The sequence below is a fragment of the Stenotrophomonas sp. STEN087 genome, assembly GCF_056759115.1.
This window is the reverse complement of sequence record NZ_JBRRCR010000005.1, coordinates 1-22,613: the sequence shown is the minus strand read 5'-3', so window position 1 is coordinate 22,613 and position 22,613 is coordinate 1. Positions and strand designations below refer to the sequence as shown.

Below are 22,613 nucleotides of genomic sequence, written 5' to 3'. Positions count from 1 at the left end.
GGGGGCGCCATATGCTGGGAGGGACCGTTCTGTAGCGCTCTACAGAATGGCTCTCCCGGCTCATTGCGTATGCTACATTATCTGTAGCTTGGCGCTGATGACCCATTGTTTGTTGCGCGCGCATCTTGAGGCAAGAAAGCGGCTGCGAGCCTTGTGCGACAGGGGATTCCGTGGGATTTCCGGCCGCACAAGGTGCAAGTGAGTTAGTGCCTGACACCTACCGTGCAAGCCATAGAAAAAGGAGATGAGAGAACTACATGACGACTCCAAATCTGAACCCGGTCTCTGTCCCGCCTCCGTTGCCAGAGCATGTCCGGAAGAACCTGAAGAAGCACCGTAGCCACGTGCCGGGATTGACTTGCCTGGAATGCGGATACGCCGGTCTCATGGGCGTCAAGGCTAGCTACAAGCCCTGGTATGCGACCTGGTGGGGAAGCACTCTTCTCTCTAGCGTCGCGGCGTGCGTCGCGTTTGCAATGTTCGGAGGTATCGGAGTGCTGACTGCATTCGTTGTTGGCGCGTTGGTCAGTGGAGTGGCTATGTCCGGATGCCGCGACATCTATTCGTGCCCGAACTGCGAAGTAGACCTTCAGCGCCGCTAGTCGGACCTGTTTTTCCCTTAAGAAATCCGTCTGAGCCAAAGGAGAATCATGCGCTTCATCCGCCTTCTATGCGTAGTGCTAGTTACCCATGTCTTTGCTGGCTGTGACCAGCTCACGGCCATGACTGGCCCGAGTGAGATGGTTTCATTCGGGTTCGTCAGACCCGTGTCATGCGAACGGCGTGGGCCAGTCAGCTTCAACTGCGTGATGCGCAATCACATGAGCGCTCCCAGGGAGGCCAACATGGAGTGTGCGGGCTTTGACGGTCAAAAGCGCATGGTGGGCAGGCCCAAGAACGTGCACGCAATGATGGGCGTTACCCTGATGCCGGGAGAGGAGCGCGTTGCCACCATCTTCTACGAGAAGGGGGTCGAAAGCCTTGTATGTGTTGACGTAAAGGACAGCATTCCGGCGTTCAATAGGGTGCAGGAGTTGATCGCCGACCCCAACGCGCGGGACATCACTTCCGTGCTTGCTCTGTAGATGGCTGGAGAGATTAGAAAGTCCACACAGCAACCAGGCTGAAGAGACAACAAGTTTGGCCTTCTTTGGGTTCGCGCAGACAGGGACTCCTTCCTGCCTCCGGCGTAGCGCTCTGAGAGACCCAAACCCCTCGTCTCTTCGGACATCACACTTTAAGGAAAGAGCACATGTTGAATCGGCTTGTCATCGCGGCATCCCTCGCATTCGTTCCGCTTTGCTCCCAGGCGCAAAGCTATCTCACCGTTACCGGCCAGTGGGAATACCACGACGCATCCCGCATTGAGGCGGACGAAGGACTCAATGTCTGCTTCCAGCTGGACGCGGCTTCTTTAGCTCGGAATCCGCAGCTACAGGAGTTGGGCGGTGCTCTTTGCCTGTCAAACCCTTCGGAGGGCGCCAAGCTCCTTGGGGTCGTGCCGAACGCCCGGAGGCCGGGATGCAAGGATGTAGCAAAAGGGACAGCTACCGTTGTGCTCGCCAATGTGAGGTTGCTTCCCGAAGATGAAATGTATGACGAGCGCATTGAGGCCCGCCTCATGCAGGTACGGGTGAATCGTGTGACATCCCCGCTCGGCACTGACTGTGACCGCCCCATCACCTCGCAGGGATTCGTCTCTATCCACGAGGCCATCGCTGCACTAGGAACTCATCCAAGCTATGCGGGTGTGTCGGCATCAGATTTCGCGCGTATAGATGCCAGCAATGGCTACGCTGAGCTTGATGCGAGCGCGCAGATGTGGTTGCCGCGAGGGGCCTCAAACATGCTGGTGACGTACTACGAAGGCAACTCCGGTTTGCATGAGCTGGGCGTCTATCGGTATGAAGGGGGCCGGTGGCACAATGCGAGTAGTGATGTGCTGCCTGGATACACCGAGAGCGCCAAGCAGTTCAAAGGGACCAACTTCTACTTGGATAGCAGCAACGGAAGGCCGGTACTGAGAAGCCTTCCGGGGAGGGTGGTATGGACTTACGCAAATGGTCGCTTTGCGCGGCAGCGGTAGCTTGGCCAGGGCCGCGCTGGTCTTGGCCTAGCCGCTACGGCTTGGCGTGGCAGTAGTCCGCCCAGTCTTGCATGAGTGGAACTCGCTTTTTGAACATATCAGAACGGAAGTAAGCTGCCTCGGTCTTGGATTTGATGACGTGTCCAAGCGATAGCTCTGCCGCTTCTCTACTGTGATGGGTGACCTCGGCGGCCCAATCTCTGAAGGAGCTTCGGAAGCCGTGGCATGTTTGTCCCGCTCTTAGCGACTTCAGGAGCTTCAAGGGGGCCGCAGTTGTGATGGACTTACCTGGCTTCCCAGGAAACAGGAAAGCGCCCCCCGATGTTGAAAGGCTGGTCAGCAATGCAATGGCTTGGACGGATAGGGGGATAGCGTGTTCCGTTCCGGTCTTTGTGCGTGACCCTGGAATTTTCCAGGTTCTATTGGTCAAGTTGAACTCCTCCCATCGAGCGGCCGAAGCTTCGCCTGGACGAGTCGCTGTAAGAATTTGTAGGCGCAGGCAGGCTGCGGACAGGTCAGTCTTGGACGCCAGCTCGCGCATCAGGGCTGGCACTTCTGTGTAGCCTAATGCAGGTCTGTGCGCGACCTTTTTTACCTTCGCGGGGGAGGGGAGGAGGCTGCGAAGATTGCCGCGCCACGCAGCAGGGTTGTCACCCTCGCGATAATTGTTGGCCTTCGCCCAATCAAGGACTCGTTCCATTCGTGCCCTGACTCTGGTCGCGGTCTCGGTCTTATCGAGCCAGATTTTTTTCAGTACCTCGTATACATGGTCCACATTGACTTCTGAAACGGGTATGTCCTCAATCGAGGCGCAGTGTGTTTTGAGGGTCGAGGTCCATTGCGCTTTGTGCTTTGCGTTCCGCCATTCGTGCTCATGTGTCGCAATGCAGTGCAGTGCGCACTCTCCAAAGGTTATTTGTCTTGCTAGGCCGCGCCGCGCCGCTTTCAGTGCGTCTCTTTTTGCGCGCAAGGGGTCTATGCCTGTCGCGAGTTTAGCTCGGAGCTGCTGGGCGCGATGCCTCGCTTGCGCAAGGCTTACATCTCTGACCGAGCCTAGTCCCAAGTCCTTCAGCTTCCCCGTGAGCCGGTCTCGGTAGCGGAAAACCCAAGTCTTACGACCAATGTCCTTCTTGACGTACAGATACAGGTTGCCGCCGTCACTATGCCTGCCGGGGCCTGCGTTTTTGACTGCCACCGCTGTGAGCATTGCTTGGTTTCGTTCCCATCTTTGTTCCCTACATAGTAGCCTGGCTGGGCGGGAACGGTCTAGACTCTATTTGTATTTCATGGCCTGCAAGTGTCTGATTTATAAGTTTTCAAGTGAGTTGTGTGGACTGGCTGGAGAAAATTTGTATTCTGGTTTGGATGACACTCTCTCCGCCAGTTTCTGGCAAGTTGCCGGAATTGGGTGACGGCTTCCTCGCCATTCCAGCGGACAACTGTCCACGCTACAGGCCAAGCGGTTGCCACTGCAAGGGCATGTGCCTTCCTTCCAACGCGCAGTCCGAGCGCCCCGAGCGCAGCGGATGGCCAGTAGCGCAATTGGTGCAAACCATGAAGTTCCTCCCGCTGCGCGCGAATTCATAGCTGCCGCACGTGGCTGTTGAGACTTTGAAAACACCTGATATGGACGAGGTAGAAAGCTCACCCATCTTCGGTGGGATGCCGGTCAAATTCTCATAAGTACCTTCTGATGAGAACTTGGTTCCACCCTGGACCACAAGCAATCGCGCGCTACTCTCTCCTGAAAATATGACGTAGCTACCATCTTTTGATGGCTCGGGAACTTCAGGAGTGCTGCAGCCAGAAAGCGTGAGTGCAATGAACGTGAGTAGTAGACGATAGGGAATCTTCATTCGTTATCCAAGGTTTCCCGTGCGCGGGCTGTCATGATGTCGCACAGCTCTTTGGTGCTAGGGAATTCACGGGATAGCCAATTCGCCGGAACATAGATGTGGCCGTGGTTGCTGGCAATTGTCGTCCCGTCAAACGCAGCACAGAGTTGAACTTGCTCCTCACCTGCCATCGCGCCAGGCACGAACACCTCGCCTGTATCCTCGGATACGCCTAGCGTCCGCTTCCAGACTGGGATGCGCCCTTTTTCGGTCTCTTGGTATTCAATCCATTTCATCAACTCACCCGCGTCAAGGTTGGAGGTGTCTTGGGAAGATACAGTGTTTTGTCCCGGCACCTGCTTGGGAGCAGGTCTCTGCGCCGGATGCTCTTATCAAGTACGTCTACTTGTAGGCTTGTTATGGCACAACGGATAACTAGAGCACGACCGGAACGCCCCATGCGGCCCATTCCGCTCCACAAACACGCCCACCTTGCACACGGGGCAGCGTTCCTCGTTGATGGCCGCGCCTGAAATCCCGGTCACCTCCACAACCCCTTCCTCCACCAGCTCATCCAGGAAGGGTGAGTGCTTGCCCTGCAGCGTGAACATCACCACGCTTCGCCGCGCACGCGTCAGCGCCACATAGAACAGTCGCCGCTCTTCGCTCAGCGGGTAGGTATCCCCATCCGGCATCGCCAGCGACAGCACCGGGTCATCCGCGCGCAGGCTGGGGAATCCACGATTCACCATGCCCGGCAGGATCACGTAGTCCGCCTCGCGCCCCTTCGATCGATGTGCGGTCAGGAACTCAACTTCCATCGTGCTGCCAAACAACGTCTTACAGTCTGCAGGCAGCGCACTGCGATCCGCCCGGTAGCGGCCCAGCACAAACACGCGAACGCGCCCATCGCGCCCCTGCGGCACCGCCCCGGAAAGCAACTGCTGATGCAGTTTTGCTAGGTACTGGCGCACACCGTCCTGCACTTCCTCGCGCCGGGTCATCTGGAAGGCCTGCAGCACCGGCCCCATCGCTGGCGTAGCCGAGCGGACCGCCTTGGCAATCTGCGCAGGATTGCGGCTGATGAAGCGGCTGGAGATGTCGCACAGTTCTTGCGGGCAGCGGAAGGTCTGCTCGAGCTTCAGCACCTGGGCGTGGCCCATCCACTCGCGGAAGCCGGTCATCACCGAAACATCCGCACCGGCGAAGCGATTGATCGACTGCCAGTCATCGCCCACTGCAAACAGGTGGCGCCCCGGCTGGCTGACCAGCGCACGGCAGAGGCGGGCGCGGGCGCGCGAGGCGTCCTGGAATTCGTCGGCCATCACCAGCTCGTAGGGCGATTCGTAGTGCCCTTGCTCCAGGATGCCGGCAGCCATGTTGAGCATGTCCTCGAAGTCGATGCCGCGCTCGTCTGCCAGCGCCTCGTCCCAGGCTTGGAAGACAGGTGCCGCGATTTCCAGGAACCGCCGATGCCGTTCCTTGAACTGGTCCTCGGGCATCTGCTGCAGACGCGCGGCCAGATCGTCCAGCGTCAGGCAGTTGCTCTTGGCGTGGGCAATGAAGGTCCGCATCAGGCCGATCAGGTCGGCATCCGGCATGGGCTTCGCGCCCTCGGTGGGCAACTCACGGTCGGGATTCGGGTCCAGCTCGACATCGGAGTCGCCGAGTTTCTCCGCAAGATGTTCCAGCGCATGCCCGCTGCGCAGGCCAAACGAGGTCGTCTCGACCAGTGCGGTGCCGCGCGCAACGTGCTGCTGGCGCTTCCAGTGCATGCCTTCAGCGTAATTGGCGAAATGCTTCGGCGGCTGGCCGTTGGCATCCAGCGCAAAGTGCTCGTGATACAGCGCTGCGTCCGGGTAATAGAAGTCCGGCCGGTACTGGCGATGGGTATCGGTGGCGGTATCAAATTCGTAACGGCGCTCGTAGTCGTACGTCACGCCGTTGTAGAACAGCCAATCGGCGATGACACACTCTTCCAGGCTCTTCACCCGCTCGCCCTGCAGGGTGCGGATGTAGGGCGTGCCGTCGCGGTCGTAGCCATCAGCCATCATCTCGGCGCCGAACGGCGGAAGATCACGCCCGAACACCAGGCGGAACATGTCCCACTGGGTACGGAAGTGGATCGAACGATCCTTCAGGTCGTCCACCAGCTCGGCCAGCTTGTTGAAGCCCAGCGTGGCGTCGATGGCCCATTCGGGAATATCGGGCTTGCGGCCGGTGGCCTTGCCGATGATGGCCAGGCCCAGCGCGTGGAAGGTGCGTGCTTCGACCGCGGTGTCGCCCATGCCGAGCCGATCGAAGGAGCGCCGCGCACGCTCCTCCAGCTCCTTGGCCGCATCCTTGTTGAAGGCGAGCATGACGATCCGCTCGGGCTCAACGAACCCGCGATCGATGGCATAGGCGGCCTTGGCGACCATGGTGGAGGTCTTGCCGGAGCCGGCCGAGGCGACGACCTGCACACAGTTATCGAAGCAGATGACGGCGCGGGCCTGTTCTTCGGTCAGCGGCTTGCTTTCGACGCGGTCCAGGAAGTCCTTGGCCAGCACCAGTTCGCGTGTTGCCATGGTCGCATTGGCGTCGGCCCACACGGCGGGCCAATCCAGCTGCCAGTCGTGCAGGGCATCCAGCGCGGCACGATGGCTGTGCGAATGGAGATCGTCGTGCAGGTCCTCATCGAGGAACAGCCGTTCCAGCTCGGCAGGCGACAGGGGTAGGGCGGGGCGCTCTGCCAGCAGCGTCTGCTGCTGCTCGTGCGTGATCCAGCGGCGGCCGGCGCTGCCGCGGTCGGTCAGGGCGTCGGCCTCGGCCAGCCAGGACTGGATCTGCTCAAGGATGTCCGCAAAGAGCGCCTTGCGACCACGCGTTGTGCGCGCAAAGAGCACCTGCTGGACAGCCGCCGAAAGCCGGGAGGCCTCGCGGTTGGGCAGGCCATCCACGGACAGCGTGTCACCTTCCTCGCCCTGCAGCGCAACCCGGGCCCAGAACAGGCCCGGAAGAACCCGCACACGTTTGTCATCATCGACGTGTTGGCGGTACTGCCGGCCTTCAATCAGAAGCTCGACATGCTCGCCATCCAGCCGCAGCCGCCAGTCCGGCGAGCGGGTCACACGCTGGCCCCAGCCCGAGGGGCGCCATTCCATAGACATCCAGATACTGCCTTGCGTACGTCACTGGGCGTAAAGCGCCCTTACAGCCCCATGATAAGGGGGCGTGGTGCCGTGCGCAGACCTTCTGGGCAAGGCAGCCAGCGATGGCGTTGCACCACCGCTGGCCCGATCGCCGTCAGGCGTTCACATCCACCACGATCCGCCCGCGCACCTTGCCCGGGATGATCTGCTCATACACATCCAGCACCTCGGCCAAGCCGATCAGCTGCACCGTGCTTTCCAGCTTCTGCGGGTCCAGGTCGGTGGCGAGACGATCCCATGCACGCTGGCGCACGTCCTGCGGTGCATTCACCGAATCGACGCCGGCCAGGGTCACGTTGCGCAGGATGAAGGGCAGCACCGAACCGTGCAGCGCATCGCTCTGGGCCAGGCCGCAGGCCGCCACGGCGCCGCGGTACTTGGTTTCGGCAAGTGCGTTGACCAGGGTCGGGCCGCCGGCCACGTCCACCACGCCGGCCCAGCGCTCGGCGCTGATCGGCTTCTTGCGCGGCTCGGAAAGCTCCGCGCGGTCGATGATCTCCGCCGCGCCCAGGCTGTGCAGGTATTCGGCGTGTTCGGGGCGGCCGGTAGCGGCCACCACGCGGTAGCCCAGCTTGGACAGAATGGCCACGGCAATCGAGCCCACGCCGCCATTGGCGCCGGTCACCAGCACATCGCCCTTTTCAGGGGTCACGCCCGCATCTTCCAGCGCCAGCACGCACAGCATGGCGGTATAGCCGGCGGTGCCGATCGCCATGGCATCGCGGGTGGTCAGGTTGCCGGGAATCTTGTTCAGCCATTCGCTGCGCACGCGGGCGCGCTGGGCCAGGCCGCCGTGGTGGCCCATGCTCAGATCCCAGCCATTGAGCACCACGCGATCACCGGCCTTGAAACCGGCATTGCTGGATTCAAGCACCACGCCTGAAAGGTCGATGCCGGGAATGAGCGGAAACTTCTGGATGACCGGGCGCTTGTTGGTCAGCGCCAGCGCATCCTTGTAATTGAGGGTCGAAAATTCAACCTGCACCAGGACATCGCCGTCCATCAGGTCGGCCTCGTCAAAATCCACCAGCTCGGTGGAAACACGGTCATTCGTCTTGCTGGAAAGCAGTGCCTTGAACTTCATGCTGGGGCCTCACGTTCAGTGGATGGGGCCATGCTAGGCTCGCACCGTTATTGCGACAAGAACGATGGTTTTTCGTAGGTACTATGGTTTTCCGGAGTATGTATGCGTAGCAAGCGTTGGGACGGCAAGAGCGGCTGCGCCGTGGAGGTAACGCTCTCGGTGATGGGTGGAGTGTGGAAGCCGGTCATCCTGTTCCACCTGATCAAAAGCAAACGCCGGTTCATGGAACTCACCCGGCGGGTGCCCAATGCCACCCAATCCATGCTGACCAGCCAACTGCGTGAGCTGGAAGCCGATGGCGTGGTGATCCGCCATGTCTATCCGGAAGTGCCGCCAAAGGTGGAGTACGAGCTTTCTGAGTTCGGCCGCACGCTGGTGCCCGTGCTGCTGGCCATGCGCGAGTGGGGCGAAACCTATCGCGGTTACCAGAGCACGCTTGAGGACAGCTGAGGGCGGAGGTGTGTCGCATCTGCCACTGCTGGTGCGCTGGATGGCGGCGGACGGAGGATGAATGCAGCAGGTCGGGAGCGCCATTCGATGGTCAATTCGCCACTGCATGACGCAAGCGCCCCAACTACAGCGAAGTAGGGAGTTTTCCGGCTTTTCAACCGCCGAGCAGTGCGCCAATCATCGCCTCGCCAAGGCACTCGCCCTGGCCGGGATTGGCGTCCCGAACTTACATGATGCGCGGCGTCTCGGTTGCAGCCAGAGCTGCAGCCGTGACAATGCACCGCCTGCCAGTTCATGGCGGACGGTGCGTGGGGATCCCAGGATCCGCCGGCTTCTTGCATCATGTATCCGGCACGCCAACCCGCACCGTCCGCCACCTTGCATCTGCAGGTGGCCACACCGTGAGGTTGCCGCCATGTCCGACCGTCTTCCCGACTATCCCCGCCTGCACGCGCTGCTCGGCGCAGCCCTGCGCGATCTTCCCAATGCCGTAGCCGAAAAGCTGGAGGACGCCCTCTGCGAATCCGCCGAAGGCGCACCATCATCCGCATTCTTTGCGCATCTCAAAGGGCACGGAAAGAACCTGCGCGCCGATGGTGAGACGTGGACCGAAACCCGTCTCAGCCCCGGCCGGGCATTCGACCTGGCCTTGGCCACCCGCAGCGCTTCGGGCATCACCGCGTTGACCGCCGTGCTGCACGCCGCGCACGTGGCGCGGGAAAGCGATGATCCGACGTGCTGCCCCTCCGCGGCGGTGATTGAAGGGCTGTTCCATGCCTGCCAGATGCTGTCGCTGCAGGTGGAGCGAAGCCTGGTGCCGTGAAGGTTGGGACGCCGTTCCTGTCTCGTTGACACCCGGTTCCCTATAGTGGCCCCGGAACCCTGCTATGGAATGGCCATGCACGTGATGTCCCCTGGCCGATGCCTGGCACTGGCACTTGCTGTCGCAGTAAGTGCCAGTGCTTGCGCACGGTCGCCGTCCAACGAACACGAAAGGAATCCTGCCATGTCGGGCGCAACCCAGACCGGCCGTACCCTCAATGGGCATACCTACACTGACGCTCCGGTGGACGTGAAACTCGGTCCGACGACGTTCCGGTTTCCCGCCAATTATCTGGACAGCCAGATCGCGCCCTGGCCGGGCGAGGGCGTTACCCTGGTGATTGAATGGCCGGATATGAAGCCGACGGCGCCAGGTGCGCGGGCCGATCCACGCACAAACGATTTTCGAAAGGAGATCAAAGTCCTCATTGACTACGTCGACCGTGTGCCCATCCAAACAGTGTTGGCACGGTACTCGGGCGACGAGGCCCGTACGGACGGCGATTCGGTGGAGCACCGTGATCCTGCTGCCAGGCTTGATCTGCGTATCGCGCAGCCTGAAACCTTGGGCTTGATTCCGTACGCCATCGATGAAAAGAAGATGGCCGTGTATTCAGAACAATACCAGGCCCGCTATGGCAGGCCGGCACCGCGGAACCCGGCTTACGAAGGTGACTGGTACGTGGTCCGTGATGCACAGGCTCGCCTGACCACCTTCATCAAGTGCGACAGCAGGAAGCACAGTGCTGATGGCCTGCGTGTGCAAGGCAGCGAGATCACGGACATGCCTGGATCTACAGTGGCAGGTTGTACGCACTACTTCGTGGATGACGAGAGCAAGCTTTCGATCATGCTCAGCTATAACAGGGTGTTTCTGCAGGATTGGAAACGCATGGAGAGTGCCGTGAGGCGTGTCCTTGCGGAAAGCACGGTGAAGTAATTCGTTGCCTACAGGGAGGCAGGCATGAGTGGATTGAGCGAAAAGAATCTGGAAATCCTCGGACATTACGCAAGGTCCGGGAATCGCGAGCTTTACTGGAACTATCTGTCGCAGCTGGAGGGGGCCGACGGCTACGGGACGCTGGCACTTGGAGTGGTGCGCAATGACAGCCTGCCTGGACGTGTGGCCAACAGTTACGCGCAGAGCCACGCGTCGCACCAGCACGACAATGGCTCCCGCCACCCCAACGCGAATCTGAGCGAGCGGGAATGGGAGTCTTTTGGGCAGACCCTGATCGTGCAGGACCTCGAGCGCAGGCAGCGCTGGTTCGACCTGAAACGCCCGGATCTTGCCTTGAACCTGCCGGGCAGGGACGTGATGCTGTCGCATGATCGTGCCTTCGAGCATCACAGGCTTGATCCAAACTGCTGGACCCCGCGCGTGCTGCTGCAGGCCGCACTTGCCAAGGAAGGTCCGCAGAAGATGGAGCAGATCTGGACCGGCATGCTCAACAACGACTACCGAGGCATGACGCGCGCCTGGGATACCAGTACCGATGCCCTGACGCAGATGGGGAAGTGGAAGGGCGGTCGCTATGTGCTCACGTTGACGGCGCATGAAGCCGTCCAAGCCCTTGAAGGTCGCTCGTCGGTCGACCCAAACGTGATCGGCGGCAACAGCCACTACGCCATGTACTTCGAGGGGGAGAAGAAGTGGACCAGTGTCAGCGCCGGTGGTGGCCATGTGACCATGAGCGAGATCACTGATCCCGCACGCATTGCTGAACTCAATGATGCGCGCGAGGTGCGTCTGGAGCGCCAGCAGAAGGCCACCCAGTTCCATCCAGACGATACGTTCCGCACGATCACCCGCAGCCCGTTCACAGCGTCGGTCGACGATCTGCAGAATCCCCGCCTCGCCCCGACCCGGTTGGCCGATATCGGGCCGGGCCATGCCGAGTACGGTCTGCTGCAGCAGGTCAGGCAGGGTGTGGCGGTTCTGGATGCGCAGGCAGGGCGCACGCATGATGAAAGCAGCGAGCGCCTGACCGCCAGCGTGATGGCGCTGGCGCGCCAGCACAACCTGGAGCGGGCCGACCACGTGATGTTGAGCGCGCAGACCAGCGACAACCCTGCCGGCCGCAACGTCTTCGTGGTGCAGGGCGAGCCAGACGACCCCGCGCATCTGCGCGCGTCGATGCCGACGGATCTCGCGGTGCAGACACCGGTCGAGCAGTCGCTGCAGCGCTTGCAGGTGGCCAGCGTGGACCTCGAGCAGAGCCAGGTGCAGCGCCAGGAGATGGACCTGCAGACACGGGACAACCCATCCATGCGCATGGGCTAGGCACCATGACGACGTAACCGAAGCCTCACGCCGCCTTTGCAACTCCGCGTGCGGCCATTGCTAAGTTCGCTTGCAACCCATTCAAGGAATCCAGCAATGACCCGGAAGTCCCCGCTTGTCCTGCTCGGCCTCTGCTTGGCCCCGGCGCTGGCCTTCGCCCAGTCCGACCGCCAGGTGGCCGAAGACATGGTCACTAGTGCCGCCAACGTATGCCCCGGGCACAGCACCGAGCGCACCGCACCTACCGTGAAGAAGGTGCCGGTGGGCGCGCTGCGGGTGATGCTCGACCGCGGCCTGGTGATGTGCCCGGACCGCCGCCTGGATGCTTCGGCGCCGGCGGTGTTCTATGGGCGCGTGGGTGTGTTCGGGTGGAACCCGGAAGTGCCGGCGGCTGCGACGGTCGTCGTGGCGAAGATCGACCAGATGACCCGCAAGGATGAGTACCCGGTGGAGACGCTGGTGTGGGATGCGAAGGGCACGGCGTTGACCCAGCAGACCGTGCCGGCGTTCGAACCGCGGCTGGGTGCGGTGGTGTTGTACAAGGTGCGTTGATTCATCAGCGTTGTTGAGCCGGTAGATGCCCACCTTGGTGGGCACCCACCACGGCATTACTTCGTCGGGGCGTCCGCCGTCTGCGCTGCCACCATCGCCTGCTGCATCTCCTTCAGCGACAGGTAGCCGTCGCCATCCGTGTCCAGGCCCGCAAAGTACTTCGCGATTTCCGGCACCACGGCGGCTTCTTCCTTGCTGATCTTCCCGTCCTTGTTCTTGTCCATTTCCTTGAACGCAGCATCGATCGAATCCGCCTGCTTGCTGAAGCGTGCCTGCTGGTATTTCGCGTACTCGGCCTTGTCGATGCGGCCATCGCCGTTGCTGTCCATGGCAGCGAAGCTCGAATCGATGTAGGCCTGCTTCGGGTCGCTGCTGGCGGCGTGGCCGAGCAGCGGTGCAGCACACAGGGCAATCAGTAGCGTGGTCTTGTTCATGCGGTAGTTTCCTTGAATGAAGTACCTGGTGTCAGCGGCAGGGATAGCTGTAGCCATCCGATCCGCGGTAGGTGTCGTTGCGACGGTCGTAGTTGCCGTAGCGCTGCATGCAGTAGTCGACGCGCTCGCGGGTCTCGCGCTCGCGCTTGGCGGCGGCTGCAATCACCCCAGCCACCACGGCCGCGCCGACCACGCCCACCACCACGCCTTTGGCCTTGGCGTCATCGCGGCGGTCGCGCTCCCGTTCGCGCTCGCGGCGCTCCCGCTCGTCACGCTGCCGGTCTTCGTAGCCGCGGTCCCAGCCGGAACGGTAGCCGTCGCGGTGCTGTGCCTGTGCCGTGCCTGCGTACGGCAGCAGCACCAGCATCTGCACCGCTGCCGCCAGCAGCAATGCGCTGCGTCCTGTCTTCTGAAACATCGTTCCGCTCCTGTGCGCTCTGTCGGTAGGCTCAGTACAGCGTGCGGACATTGCGCGAACCTGCCGTCGCCACGACACCCGGCGTGCCGTTCAGCGAACCAGCGCCTCCACCGGGTCCAGCTGCGCGGCGCGGCGCGCGGGCAGGAAACCGAAGCCGATGCCGATCAGGCTGCTGCAGGCGAACGCGGCCACGATCGATGCAGCGGAGAACACCAGGGTGAAGCCGATATCCGCCAACGCCAGCACTGCCCCCAGCGCCAGCGCCACGGCGATGCCCAGCACGCCGCCCAGCAGGCACACCAGCACCGATTCGATCAGGAACTGCTGCAGGATGTCGCTGCGCCGCGCGCCCACCGCCATGCGTACGCCGATCTCGCGGGTGCGCTCGGTCACCGACACCAGCATGATGTTCATCACGCCGATGCCGCCCACCACCAGCGCAATGGCTGCAATTGCGCTGATCATCAAGGTCAGGATGCGCGTGGTCTGTTCGATGGACTGGCGGATCTGCGCGTTGTTGCTCATGTAGAAATCCGTGCGCCCATGGCGGCGCTGCAGCAACCGGTTGATCGAGGCTTCTGCCGTCTGCATGCCCACGGTATCGGAGACGCGCACGGTGATGCTGGACACATGGCTCTGCCCGAGCATGCGCGCCATGGCGGTGGTGTACGGCACCCACACCTGCAGCAGCGAGGAATCACCCACAGCCCCGGCGTCTTTCTTCACCACGCCCACCACCCGCACCGGTACGTTGCCCAGCAGCAGGCTCTGGCCGATGGGATCTTCCTGCGCGACGAAGAACCGCGCACGCGTATTGGCATCGATCACCACCGCCTGCTGGTAACCGTCCACGGCCGCGTGGCCAAAGAAGCGGCCGTGCCCCAGCTTCAGGCCGTGCACACGGAAGTACTGCTCGCTGACGCCCTGGATCTGCACGTTGGCCGAGCGGTTGCCGCGCTGTGCGGTTCCGCTGCTGGCCACGCTGGGCGTCGCGCCATCGACGTAGGGTTGTGCGGCCAGGGCTACGCTGTCGCCAGGCGTCAGGGTTTCCACCTGCGCCGCATGCACATCGCCGAAGCCCGAACCGGGGTAGATCTCGATGGTGCTGGTGCCCAGCGAAGCGATGTTGGACAGGATGGCCTGGCGTGCACCCGTGCCCAGTGCCACTACCGAGACCACCGAGGCGATGCCGATGATGATGCCGAGCATGGTCAGGAAGGTGCGCATGCGATGGGCGTTCATCGCACGCAGGGCCATGCGGAAAGCTTCTCCGAATCGGTCGCGCAGTGCCGTCCAGCCGCTGCCTTCGTGGCGTGGCTGCAGGGCAGCGGCCGTATTCGCGGTGGCCTCGCGGGCGGCGGCGGTCGGGCGGTCGTCGACGATGCGCCCATCGCGGATCTCGATGATGCGCTGGGCATGCTCGGCCACGGCCATGTCATGGGTCACCAGCACCACGGTGTGGCCTTCGGCATGCAGCTCGCCGAGGATCGCCATCACGTCCTTGCCGGACTGCGTGTCCAGCGCGCCGGTCGGTTCGTCGGCAAAGATCACCGCGCCACCGTTCATCAACGCGCGTGCGATGGACACGCGCTGCTGCTGGCCGCCGGACAGCTCACCGGGCAGGTGCTGCATGCGCTCGCCCAGGCCCAGCCGCTGCAGCAGAGCCTGCGCGCGGGCACGGCGCTCGGCGGCCGGCTGCCCGGCGTAGATGGCGGGGACTTCCACGTTGCCCAGCGCGGTCAGGTCGGTCAGCAGGTGGTAGCGCTGGAAGATGAAGCCGAAGTGCTCGCGGCGCAGCTCAGCCAGCTCGTCCGGCGCCATCTGCGCGGTCTCGCGGCCGGCGATCTGGTAGGTGCCGGCGGAGGGGCGGTCCAGGCAGCCGAGGATGTTCATCAGCGTGGACTTACCCGACCCGGACTGGCCGACGATGGCCACCAGCTCGCCGGCGCGGATATCCAAGTCGATGCCATCGAGCACCACCAAGGTCTGTTCGCCCGCGGCGAATTCGCGGCGGATGCCGCGCACGCGCAGCAGCGACTGGTCCATGTCGATGTCGGTCATGGCTGCGCAGCGGCGCTTGCCGCATCGTCGGCCTGGGCCAGCACCACGTGTTCGCCTTCCTGCAGGCCGCTGCGCACTTCGACGTTGATCTGGTCGTCCAGCCCGGTGGTGATGCGCCGCGCGGCCGGTCGGCCATTGGCACCGCGCACCTGCACGGTATGGCTGCCATCGGCGGCACGCACGCCCAGCGCGGCCGAGGGGATGGTCAGCACGCCGGCAGCACGGCCGAGCACGATGCGGACCTGTGCGGTCATGTAGCTGCGCAGCCGACCATCGGCGTTGTCCACGTCGAACTGGCCGTTGTAGTACATGGCCGCGCGACTGGCGCCGGCCGATGCACCGGGCGTGGCAAAGCCGGAGGTGTCTTCGTTGGTGATCGATTCCGGTGCCGGTGCGATGTCACGCAGCGTGCTGCTGTAGCGCCGGCCGCTGTCGCCGAGGATGGTGAAGAATGCTTCCTGGCCCAGCGCGGTGTGCACCACGTCGGCCTCGGAGATTTCGGCGTAGACGGTCATCACGTCCTGGTTGCCCAGCATCACGATGGTCGGCGCGCTCTGCACGGCGTTGACCGTCTGCCCCTGGCGGGCGACCACGGCCAGCACGGTGCCATCGGTGGGCGCGGTGATGCGGGTGTAACCGAGATTGGTCTGGGCCACGTCGACATCGGTCTGCCGCTGGACCACCTCGCCATCGAGGGCGGCGATCTGTTCGCGGGTGGCGTCGACCTTGGTCTTCGCCGCATCGTAGTCGGCACGCGCCACCAGCTGGCGGGCGACCAGCGCCTGCTGGCGCTGCAGGGTCAGTTCGTACTGGCGCAGGTCGGCGGCCAGCGCATCACGGTTGGCCCGCGCACTGCGCTGTGCGGCCTGTGCGCTCTGCAAGGCATTGCGCTGGGTGCGCGAGTCGATCTCGGCAATCAGGTCGCCAGCCTTCACCTTGTCGCCCAGTTTCACGTGCAGGCTCTCGATGCGTCCGGATACCTGCGCGCCCACGCTGACCAGGCGCGAGGGCTTCAGGGTGCCGGTGGCTTCGACCACCTGTTCGATGTTGCCGCGCTGTACGGGCGCCACATCCAGTTCGGGCGGTGCGGCCGGCATCAGCCACAGGACGGTTGCCGTCAGCAGGCACAGTCCGGTAATGGCGGTGATCCACAGGCGGCGACGGTTGCGGGGTGCGGCACTCATGGGCGCGGCGCCCGTGCAGTGGGGAACATCGGAAATCCTTGCAGAAGAGACGGGCGTGCCTGTGCGTGCAGGCAGGGCCGAGTCTCGATGCACTGGATTGCGCCAAGCTTGCGGCGCTGAGCCTGTTCAGCTGTTGGCGGTGCCGATCTGCAGGGCCACGGCGATGGCTGCGCCCACACTGACCAGCACCAGCAGCAGTTGACCGGTGATGCGGCGCGTGCCGCTACGCAGCTGTACGACCACCGACAGACCAAGGAAGGCCACGGCCGCCAGCAGCATCGCGCGGGCGGGCAGGGGCACTGCCGGCGCCTGCGCGGCTACGGTGGCGGCGAGCAGCAAGGCCGTCGCCGCATGCAGTGGACGCCGCCAGTGGCGATGGCGGCCGCGCGCGGTCATCCACGCATTGCCCAGCGCCAGTGCAAGGCTGGCGCCGAGCATCAGGGCGGGGCCCGTGGAAACGTCCGATACGAATGGCAGCAGGCTGGTCCATAAGAGCAGTGCCGGCGCGTGCGCGTCCAGCAGCTGCGCCCACGCACCGGGCATTTCGCCACGCGCCTCTGCCCGCGCCGCCACGGCATGCAGCGTGGCGTGTGTGGCCACCAGCAGCAGCGTAGCCACAGCCAGCGCGGTGCCTGCGTGCAGCGCTGCGACAATGACCAGTGCCAGGCCGGGCAGGGCCATGAACAGCGCGCCGAACAGACTTACCAGTGCGATCGGTCGCGCGGCTTCCGGCAGCCCACGCAGCCAGCGTGGCCAATGCGCAAGCCCGTTCGAGGCCGCGCGCCGGTTCCAGGCGGCGGCGGTCAAGCTGGGAGCGCTGGAGCTCGCGCCGACCTGGTGCGTGCTGCGGGGTGGCGGGGGTGCAACCTGCGGCATGGGCATCCTTTCAGTACGGAACAGCCGCACGCAAGCGCACCGTGTGCCCGATACTGATCAGCCAACATTGCCGCAAGCTTGCCAGTGCGCGCGGCAACCGCCTGGCAGACAGCGGGCAGTCATTCCACGCTGGGATTCGCACCCGGGTGCGGCGGGAACTCGATCCGGATCAAGGCGCCGCCGCCGGGCGCATCAAGAATCGTGATGCGGCCGCCGTGGCGCTCCACCACCTGCTGCACCAGGTTCAGGCCCAGGCCTGCGCCGCTCTGGCGCGGGCGCAACCGCTGGAAGGGTTCGAACACGCGTTCGCGCTCGGAGACCGGAATGCCGGGGCCATCGTCTTCCACTTCCAGGCAGCTGCCCTGGACGCGCACGATCACGTTGCGGCCCCCATGTTCGGCCGCGTTCAACACCAGGTTGGAAATCACCCGCTCGATCGCGCCTGCCTCGCCCAGCACCGGGTAGTGCTGTTCCACCGCCACGGCTACCGTGCGTTCGGACTGGATCAGCAACGGCGCCAGGTCGGCCACCACGCGCTTGGCCACGCGTGCCAGGTTCAACGTTTCCTTCGGGCCAGCATCGTCCATGCGGTGCAGGTCCAGCAGCTGCTCGGCCAGCGTGGCCAGGCGGGTCACTTCGAGTGCCAGGCTGTGCGAGGTCGCGTCGTCGGCGGCATCCAACTTCACCTGCAGGATGGCGATGGGCGTGCGCAGTTCGTGGGCGGCAGCGGCAATGAAACGGCGCTGGCGTTCGTGCCCTTCGTCCAGTCGCTCCAGCGCGTCGTTCACCGCATCGACCAAGGGCGCGATCTCCACAGGCACTGCGTTGGCGGTGAGGCGGACGCCGCGGCGATTGGCGGAGATCTTTCCTGCCTCGGCAGCGATGCGCTCCACCCCGGCCAGTGCGCGTCGCACGATCATCGGCGTCAGCACGATGGTCACCAGCGCCAATACGAGGAAGATCGGCACGGTAATGATGTGCGCGGCCAGCGCCATCTGCCAGGTCAGCGAATCCACTTCACCATGCGCCATGATGGTCAGCTTGCCTGCCGGGCCGGTGTGCTGGCGCACCACCACCGCCAGCCCGTCGCCGCGCTCGCGCCCGCGCAGATCACCGAAGGGGATTCCATCCAGCAGCCCGACCAGCGAGGCATAGGCAGGCGGCACGTTGCCGAAGGTCACGTGATGGCCTCGCTCATCCTCGGCGATGAACCACGCGCCAGGGGCTGTGTGCAGGGCCTCGGCCAGTTCTGGCGTGTGCTGCACGTACAGATTGCCGTTGGCATCGCGGTGCACGGCATTGGCGGCGATCGGTGCGAAGGTCTGGATGGTGTAGTAGCCGCCGCTGTCCACGCGCACCAGTACCATCAGCAGCACGGTGAAGGCGAGCAGCAACGCCAGCAGGTGGAAGACCAGTGGCTTGACGATCAGCGGCCACTTCAGCGAAGGACGACGCGCCTTCATTTGATCTCCCGCATCAGGTAGCCGACGCCGCGGATGGCGTGGATCTCCACGCCGGCGTCGGCCTCGGCCAGCTTGCGGCGCAGGCGCGAAACGTGGGAATCGAGGGTGTTGGAATGGACGCCGTCATCGAAACCGTAGACGGCCATCTCGAGCGATTCGCGCAGCACCGTGCGGCCCATGCGCCGTGCCAGCGCGGCCAGTACGCGGATTTCGCGGCGTGGCAGGTCCAGGCGCTCACCGCCGATGCGGGTCTCGCCGGAGACCGGATCGAAGCTCAGCCGACCGATGGTCACGGTCTCAGCATTGAGGCCACCCGGGCGACGGCCCACGGCGCGGATGCGGGCGAACAGTTCCTCCAGCGCGAAGGGTTTGCCCAGGTAATCGTCGGCGCCCTCGTCCAGCCCGGCCACGCGGTCCGGCAGCTGGCCCAGCGCGCTCAGCACGATCACCGGGACCCCGGGGTTGTGCTGGCGCAGCAGGTCGATCAGGGCCAGGCCATCGCCGTCGGGCAGGGTGCGGTCCAGCAGCACCAGGTCGTGCCGCCCGCACAGCGCGGCCTCGCGGGCCACGGCCACGGTACCGGCCAGGTCCACCACGTGTTGCTCACGCTGCAGCGCCCCCTTCAACGTAGCGGCCAGTTCGGCTTCGTCTTCGATCAGCAGGATATGCATGGGCGTGCGTCGCGGCGGGAGGGAATTGGCGGTGCCGCACCGTATTACAGCAACATTGCGTGAACATGGCGTCGCCCGCCAAGTGGCCCTCTACCGCCGATGCTGCCCCGCTTCGCTGATGACCTGGGCCAGCTGTTTCAGCGTGTAGGGTTTGCGCAGCAGGGTAAAGCCATGCCCTGGGTCGCGAGCCAGCAGCTCGCTGTAACCGCTGGTGAGGATGACGGGCAGAGAGGGGAACCGCTCCCGGATCGTGCGGGCCAGGTCCAGGCCGTTCACCCCCGGCATCACGACGTCGGTGAACACCACCTGGAAGCGATGGGCATCGCGTTCCAGCTCGGCCAGTGCGTCAGCGGCATTGCGTGCCAGCACCACCTGGTAATCGAGTTCGCGCAGGGCGGCCACGGCGAACTCGGCCACATCGATGTTGTCCTCGACCACCAGTACGCACAATCCGTGGCCATGCACCAGCCCGTCGTGCTGCGCAGGGCGCGGCGCGCTCTCGCTGCTCTGGCTCAGTGGCAGGTACAGAGTAAACCGCGTTCCGGTGCCGGGCTGGCTGTGCACGTCCACTTCGCCTTCTGATTGCTTGACGAAGCCGAACACCTGGCTGAGGCCCAGCCCCGTTCCCGCACCGACATCCTTGGTGGTGAAGAACGGTTCGAAGATGTGGTCCAGCACCGCAGGTTCGATGCCGGTGCCAGTGTCACTGACGCTGATGGCGGCGAAGTCGCCCTTCATCGGCGCGGCAAAACGAACGGAGGGCACGGCGGTCACCCGCTGCACGTCGATGGTGACGTTGCCATGGCCGGTGATGGCATCGCGGGCATTGACCACGATGTTGATGAGTGCCGTATCCAGCTGGCTACGGTCCAGCAGCACCTGCAGCGGGGTATCGGGCAGGGTGATGGCGACCGAGACGCGGGCGCCAGCCACGGTCGTGATGATGTCCGCCAGTGCGTGCACACTCTCGCGCAGGTCGAACACTTCCGGTGACAGGCTCTGCCGGCGCGAGAAGGCCAGCAGCTGGGCAGTCAACCGCGTTGCACGCTCCGCAGCGGCGACGATGGAGTGCACATACGTGCCGCGCGGGTCCTCGGGCTGCGCGGTGTGCAACAGCATGTCCGCCGAGCCGGTGATGACCTGCAGCAGGTTGTTGAAGTCATGTGCCACCCCGCCGGTGAGCTGGCCGATGGCCTCCAGCTTCTGCGCCTGGCGCAATTGCTCACGCGCGCGCACCAGCTCAAGGTGGGCTTCGCGCGCTTCCTGGGTAATGGCCGCCACCTGGCGGCTGTGCAGGGTGCGCTCGATCACCCGTTCGGTCTGTTCGCTCACCACGCACAGCAGCCCGGCAACCTCGCCATCGGCCATCCGCAACGGCGAATAGGAGAACGTCCAGAACGTCTCCTTCATGGCCCCGTCGCGATCCATCATCAGTGGCAGGTTCTGGAAACTGCGGCTGGTGCCGGCAAAGGCATCGGCAATGGCATGCCGCACGTCTTCCCACACATCAGCCCAGACCTGCCGCAGGCCGCTGCCCATCGCGCCGTGCAGCTTGCCGCCCAGCATCGGCAGGTACGCATCGTTGAAGAAGAACGTCATCTCCTCCACGCCCCACGCGATCCAGAGCGGCTCCGGCGAGTCGAGGATCATGGACAGCACGGTGCGCAGTTCGACCGGTGCGGCGGCGGCGGCCGGCGAGCGCGCCCAATCACTGTCCTGCAGCAAGCGGTACGCAAGCTGCCCGCGCTCGGACGCCGGGAGGGGGAAGGAAGACATGGCCGCTCTGGGCAGGAAGGTGCAACAGGGTAGCGGGTCGGGCGTGTAGCCGCTCTGCACGCGAAACGGCGGCCTCAGAGACGCATGGTCAGCACGGTGCCTTCGTCGCTGGAACTGGTCACGGTGAGCGTGCCGCCATGGGCCTTGGCAATCTGCGCCGCGATGTACAGGCCCAGCCCCAGGCCGGAATCCAACCGCCGTTCCTGCGGCCGCGCAAAGGGTTCGAACAGGTGGCCCATCTGCGCCGCCGGGATCACGCCCTGGTTGGCTACGCTGATTTCGATGCCCGCGCCCACGCTGCGGCCTTTGACGTGTATCGGTTGTCCGGGGGTGCCGTGGATGGCGGCGTTGATGACCAGGTTTGCCAGCAGCTGGCACAGCCGTGCGGCGTCGCAGACGAAGGTGACGGGCAGTTGCAGGTCAACCTCGCAATTGCGGCCAGGATAGGGGCGCATGGCCTCGCGGCAGGCCATCGCGAGCACGCCGGACAGGTCCGACCATGGCTCCAGCTTCAGGGCGATGCCGGTGCCCAAGCGGCCCCGTGCGAAATCCAGGGTGACATCGATCAGCTCGGCGATGCGATCGGCACTGTCGTTGATGTGGCCCAGTACCTTCTGCTGCGAATCAGTCAATGCCCCCAGGCCCAGCAGATCGACGCCGGCGCGGATGGCCTGCACCGGGTTGCGCAGGTCGTGCGCCAGCACGCCGATGAACTCCTCACGCTGCTTGGCCACGCGCTGCAGCTCGGCATTGGATTGTTCGTACTCGGCCAGCTGCCGGCCAACCATGTCGCCCTGTTCCTTCAGGCCGTCGATGGTACGGCTGTCGGCATCGTGGCTGCGCAATGCGTCGATCTGCGCGGCGACCAGCGCCGCCACGTCGTTCATCGACTGCACCTGTTGCTCGTCCACCGGCTTCGGCTCGGGGTCCAGTGTGCACAGGGTGCCGAAGATGGAGCCATCGGCGAGCAGCAGCGGCACCGAGATGTAGCTGCGGAAGCCGTACATGCCCGGAATCGGGCTGTCGATGAACAACGGATGGGCAAGCGCATCGCCGAACCAGACCGGCGCCCGCGAAGACCTCACGTCCTTGCAGAAGGTGCGGTTGATATCGAGGATCATGCCGCTGGAAATGCCCAGGCCCGCGCTGTCGATGCTCTGGATCGAACGCCAGGCGCTTTCGGTGACTTCCCCGACCAGGGCAACGCGCATGCCGGTGATCCTGCATGCCAGGTCCAGCGAGGGCCGGAAGTCGATTCGGGTGGGCATGGCAGCTGTTCCGGGCAGCACGGTGGGCCATGCAAGTATAGCGAGCGCGAGTAGAGTCGAGGGATGTCGGAGGGGTTTACCCCACCGCCCCTCGCGGCAACAGGACGGAAAGGGGGGGGGCTCACCCCCCCCCAAGCTTTGGCGAAATCGTAATCCCA

At 64.1% G+C, this 22,613-nt stretch carries 21 protein-coding genes; 7 read left to right on the top strand and 14 right to left on the bottom strand.

Going from position 1 to position 22,613, the window contains the following annotated elements:
* Positions 1 to 821: 821 nt before the first annotated feature.
* Complete coding sequence (locus tag ACVOK1_RS02395) at positions 822 to 1,085, top strand: hypothetical protein (protein ID WP_164212576.1); 264 nt, start codon at positions 822 to 824, stop codon at positions 1,083 to 1,085.
* Positions 1,086 to 1,252: 167 nt separating this feature from the next.
* Positions 1,253 to 2,086, top strand: a complete 834-nt coding sequence (locus tag ACVOK1_RS02390) for a hypothetical protein (protein ID WP_481560968.1) — start codon at positions 1,253 to 1,255, stop codon at positions 2,084 to 2,086.
* A 34-nt stretch (positions 2,087 to 2,120) separates the two neighbouring features.
* Here the strand turns inward: ACVOK1_RS02390 and ACVOK1_RS02385 are convergent, their stop codons facing one another.
* The 5 genes from ACVOK1_RS02385 to acuI all read right to left on the bottom strand — a co-directional run bounded on the left by ACVOK1_RS02385 (position 2,121) and on the right by acuI (position 8,196).
* Positions 2,121 to 3,293 (bottom strand): tyrosine-type recombinase/integrase, encoded by a 1,173-nt coding sequence (locus ACVOK1_RS02385; protein ID WP_481560967.1) that lies wholly within the window; start codon positions 3,291 to 3,293, stop codon positions 2,121 to 2,123.
* A 241-nt stretch (positions 3,294 to 3,534) separates the two neighbouring features.
* Positions 3,535 to 3,942 carry a hypothetical protein gene (locus ACVOK1_RS02380; protein WP_481560966.1) on the bottom strand — a complete coding sequence of 136 codons (408 nt, stop codon included), beginning with the start codon at positions 3,940 to 3,942 and terminating at the stop codon, positions 3,535 to 3,537.
* Positions 3,939 to 4,217 (bottom strand): hypothetical protein, encoded by a 279-nt coding sequence (locus ACVOK1_RS02375; RefSeq protein WP_481560965.1) that lies wholly within the window; start codon positions 4,215 to 4,217, stop codon positions 3,939 to 3,941. The genes ACVOK1_RS02380 and ACVOK1_RS02375 overlap by 4 nt, the downstream gene beginning before the upstream one ends.
* 96 nt (positions 4,218 to 4,313) lie before the next feature.
* Positions 4,314 to 7,064: a UvrD-helicase domain-containing protein gene (locus tag ACVOK1_RS02370; RefSeq protein ID WP_481560964.1), complete on the bottom strand. Its 2,751-nt coding sequence runs from the start codon at positions 7,062 to 7,064 to the stop codon at positions 4,314 to 4,316.
* Between the two features lie 142 nt (positions 7,065 to 7,206).
* Entirely contained in the window at positions 7,207 to 8,196 is a 990-nt protein-coding gene (gene acuI, locus ACVOK1_RS02365) for an acrylyl-CoA reductase (NADPH) (RefSeq protein WP_481560963.1), read from the bottom strand.
* Between the two features lie 102 nt (positions 8,197 to 8,298).
* On the opposite strand from acuI, the gene ACVOK1_RS02360 reads away from it, so the two are divergent.
* From ACVOK1_RS02360 to ACVOK1_RS02340, 5 genes are all read left to right on the top strand, one after another.
* Positions 8,299 to 8,646: a winged helix-turn-helix transcriptional regulator gene (locus ACVOK1_RS02360; RefSeq protein WP_116862647.1), complete on the top strand. Its 348-nt coding sequence runs from the start codon at positions 8,299 to 8,301 to the stop codon at positions 8,644 to 8,646.
* Between the two features lie 415 nt (positions 8,647 to 9,061).
* Complete coding sequence (locus tag ACVOK1_RS02355) at positions 9,062 to 9,469, top strand: hypothetical protein (protein ID WP_481560962.1); 408 nt, start codon at positions 9,062 to 9,064, stop codon at positions 9,467 to 9,469.
* A gap of 75 nt (positions 9,470 to 9,544) precedes the next feature.
* Entirely contained in the window at positions 9,545 to 10,408 is an 864-nt protein-coding gene (locus ACVOK1_RS02350; RefSeq protein ID WP_481560961.1) for a Smlt3025 familytype IV secretion system inhibitor, read from the top strand.
* A gap of 24 nt (positions 10,409 to 10,432) precedes the next feature.
* Entirely contained in the window at positions 10,433 to 11,752 is a 1,320-nt protein-coding gene (locus ACVOK1_RS02345) for an XVIPCD domain-containing protein (protein WP_481560960.1), read from the top strand.
* A 96-nt stretch (positions 11,753 to 11,848) separates the two neighbouring features.
* Positions 11,849 to 12,304 (top strand): hypothetical protein, encoded by a 456-nt coding sequence (locus tag ACVOK1_RS02340; protein ID WP_481560959.1) that lies wholly within the window; start codon positions 11,849 to 11,851, stop codon positions 12,302 to 12,304.
* Between the two features lie 56 nt (positions 12,305 to 12,360).
* Here the strand turns inward: ACVOK1_RS02340 and ACVOK1_RS02335 are convergent, their stop codons facing one another.
* The 9 genes from ACVOK1_RS02335 to ACVOK1_RS02295 all read right to left on the bottom strand — a co-directional run bounded on the left by ACVOK1_RS02335 (position 12,361) and on the right by ACVOK1_RS02295 (position 22,455).
* Positions 12,361 to 12,738, bottom strand: a complete 378-nt coding sequence (locus ACVOK1_RS02335) for an EF-hand domain-containing protein (RefSeq protein ID WP_481560958.1) — start codon at positions 12,736 to 12,738, stop codon at positions 12,361 to 12,363.
* 31 nt (positions 12,739 to 12,769) lie between these two features.
* Entirely contained in the window at positions 12,770 to 13,156 is a 387-nt protein-coding gene (locus ACVOK1_RS02330; protein ID WP_481560957.1) for a hypothetical protein, read from the bottom strand.
* Positions 13,157 to 13,246: 90 nt separating this feature from the next.
* Positions 13,247 to 15,217: a MacB family efflux pump subunit gene (locus ACVOK1_RS02325; RefSeq protein ID WP_481560956.1), complete on the bottom strand. Its 1,971-nt coding sequence runs from the start codon at positions 15,215 to 15,217 to the stop codon at positions 13,247 to 13,249.
* Positions 15,214 to 16,401, bottom strand: coding sequence for an efflux RND transporter periplasmic adaptor subunit (locus ACVOK1_RS02320; RefSeq protein ID WP_481560955.1), 1,188 nt, complete (start codon positions 16,399 to 16,401; stop codon positions 15,214 to 15,216). Before ACVOK1_RS02320 ends, ACVOK1_RS02325 begins: the two co-directional genes overlap by 4 nt.
* A 126-nt stretch (positions 16,402 to 16,527) precedes the next feature.
* Positions 16,528 to 17,277 carry a hypothetical protein gene (locus ACVOK1_RS02315; protein WP_481560954.1) on the bottom strand — a complete coding sequence of 250 codons (750 nt, stop codon included), beginning with the start codon at positions 17,275 to 17,277 and terminating at the stop codon, positions 16,528 to 16,530.
* Positions 17,278 to 17,396: 119 nt separating this feature from the next.
* Positions 17,397 to 18,740 (bottom strand): sensor histidine kinase, encoded by a 1,344-nt coding sequence (locus ACVOK1_RS02310; protein ID WP_481560953.1) that lies wholly within the window; start codon positions 18,738 to 18,740, stop codon positions 17,397 to 17,399.
* Positions 18,737 to 19,411 carry a response regulator transcription factor gene (locus tag ACVOK1_RS02305; protein WP_481560952.1) on the bottom strand — a complete coding sequence of 225 codons (675 nt, stop codon included), beginning with the start codon at positions 19,409 to 19,411 and terminating at the stop codon, positions 18,737 to 18,739. The genes ACVOK1_RS02310 and ACVOK1_RS02305 overlap by 4 nt, the downstream gene beginning before the upstream one ends.
* Positions 19,412 to 19,501: 90 nt before the next feature.
* Positions 19,502 to 21,187, bottom strand: coding sequence for an ATP-binding protein (locus tag ACVOK1_RS02300; RefSeq protein ID WP_481560951.1), 1,686 nt, complete (start codon positions 21,185 to 21,187; stop codon positions 19,502 to 19,504).
* Positions 21,188 to 21,261: 74 nt separating this feature from the next.
* On the bottom strand, positions 21,262 to 22,455 hold the full coding sequence (locus tag ACVOK1_RS02295) for a GAF domain-containing sensor histidine kinase (protein ID WP_481560950.1): 1,194 nt from the start codon (positions 22,453 to 22,455) through the stop codon (positions 21,262 to 21,264).
* Positions 22,456 to 22,613: the final 158 nt, after the last annotated feature.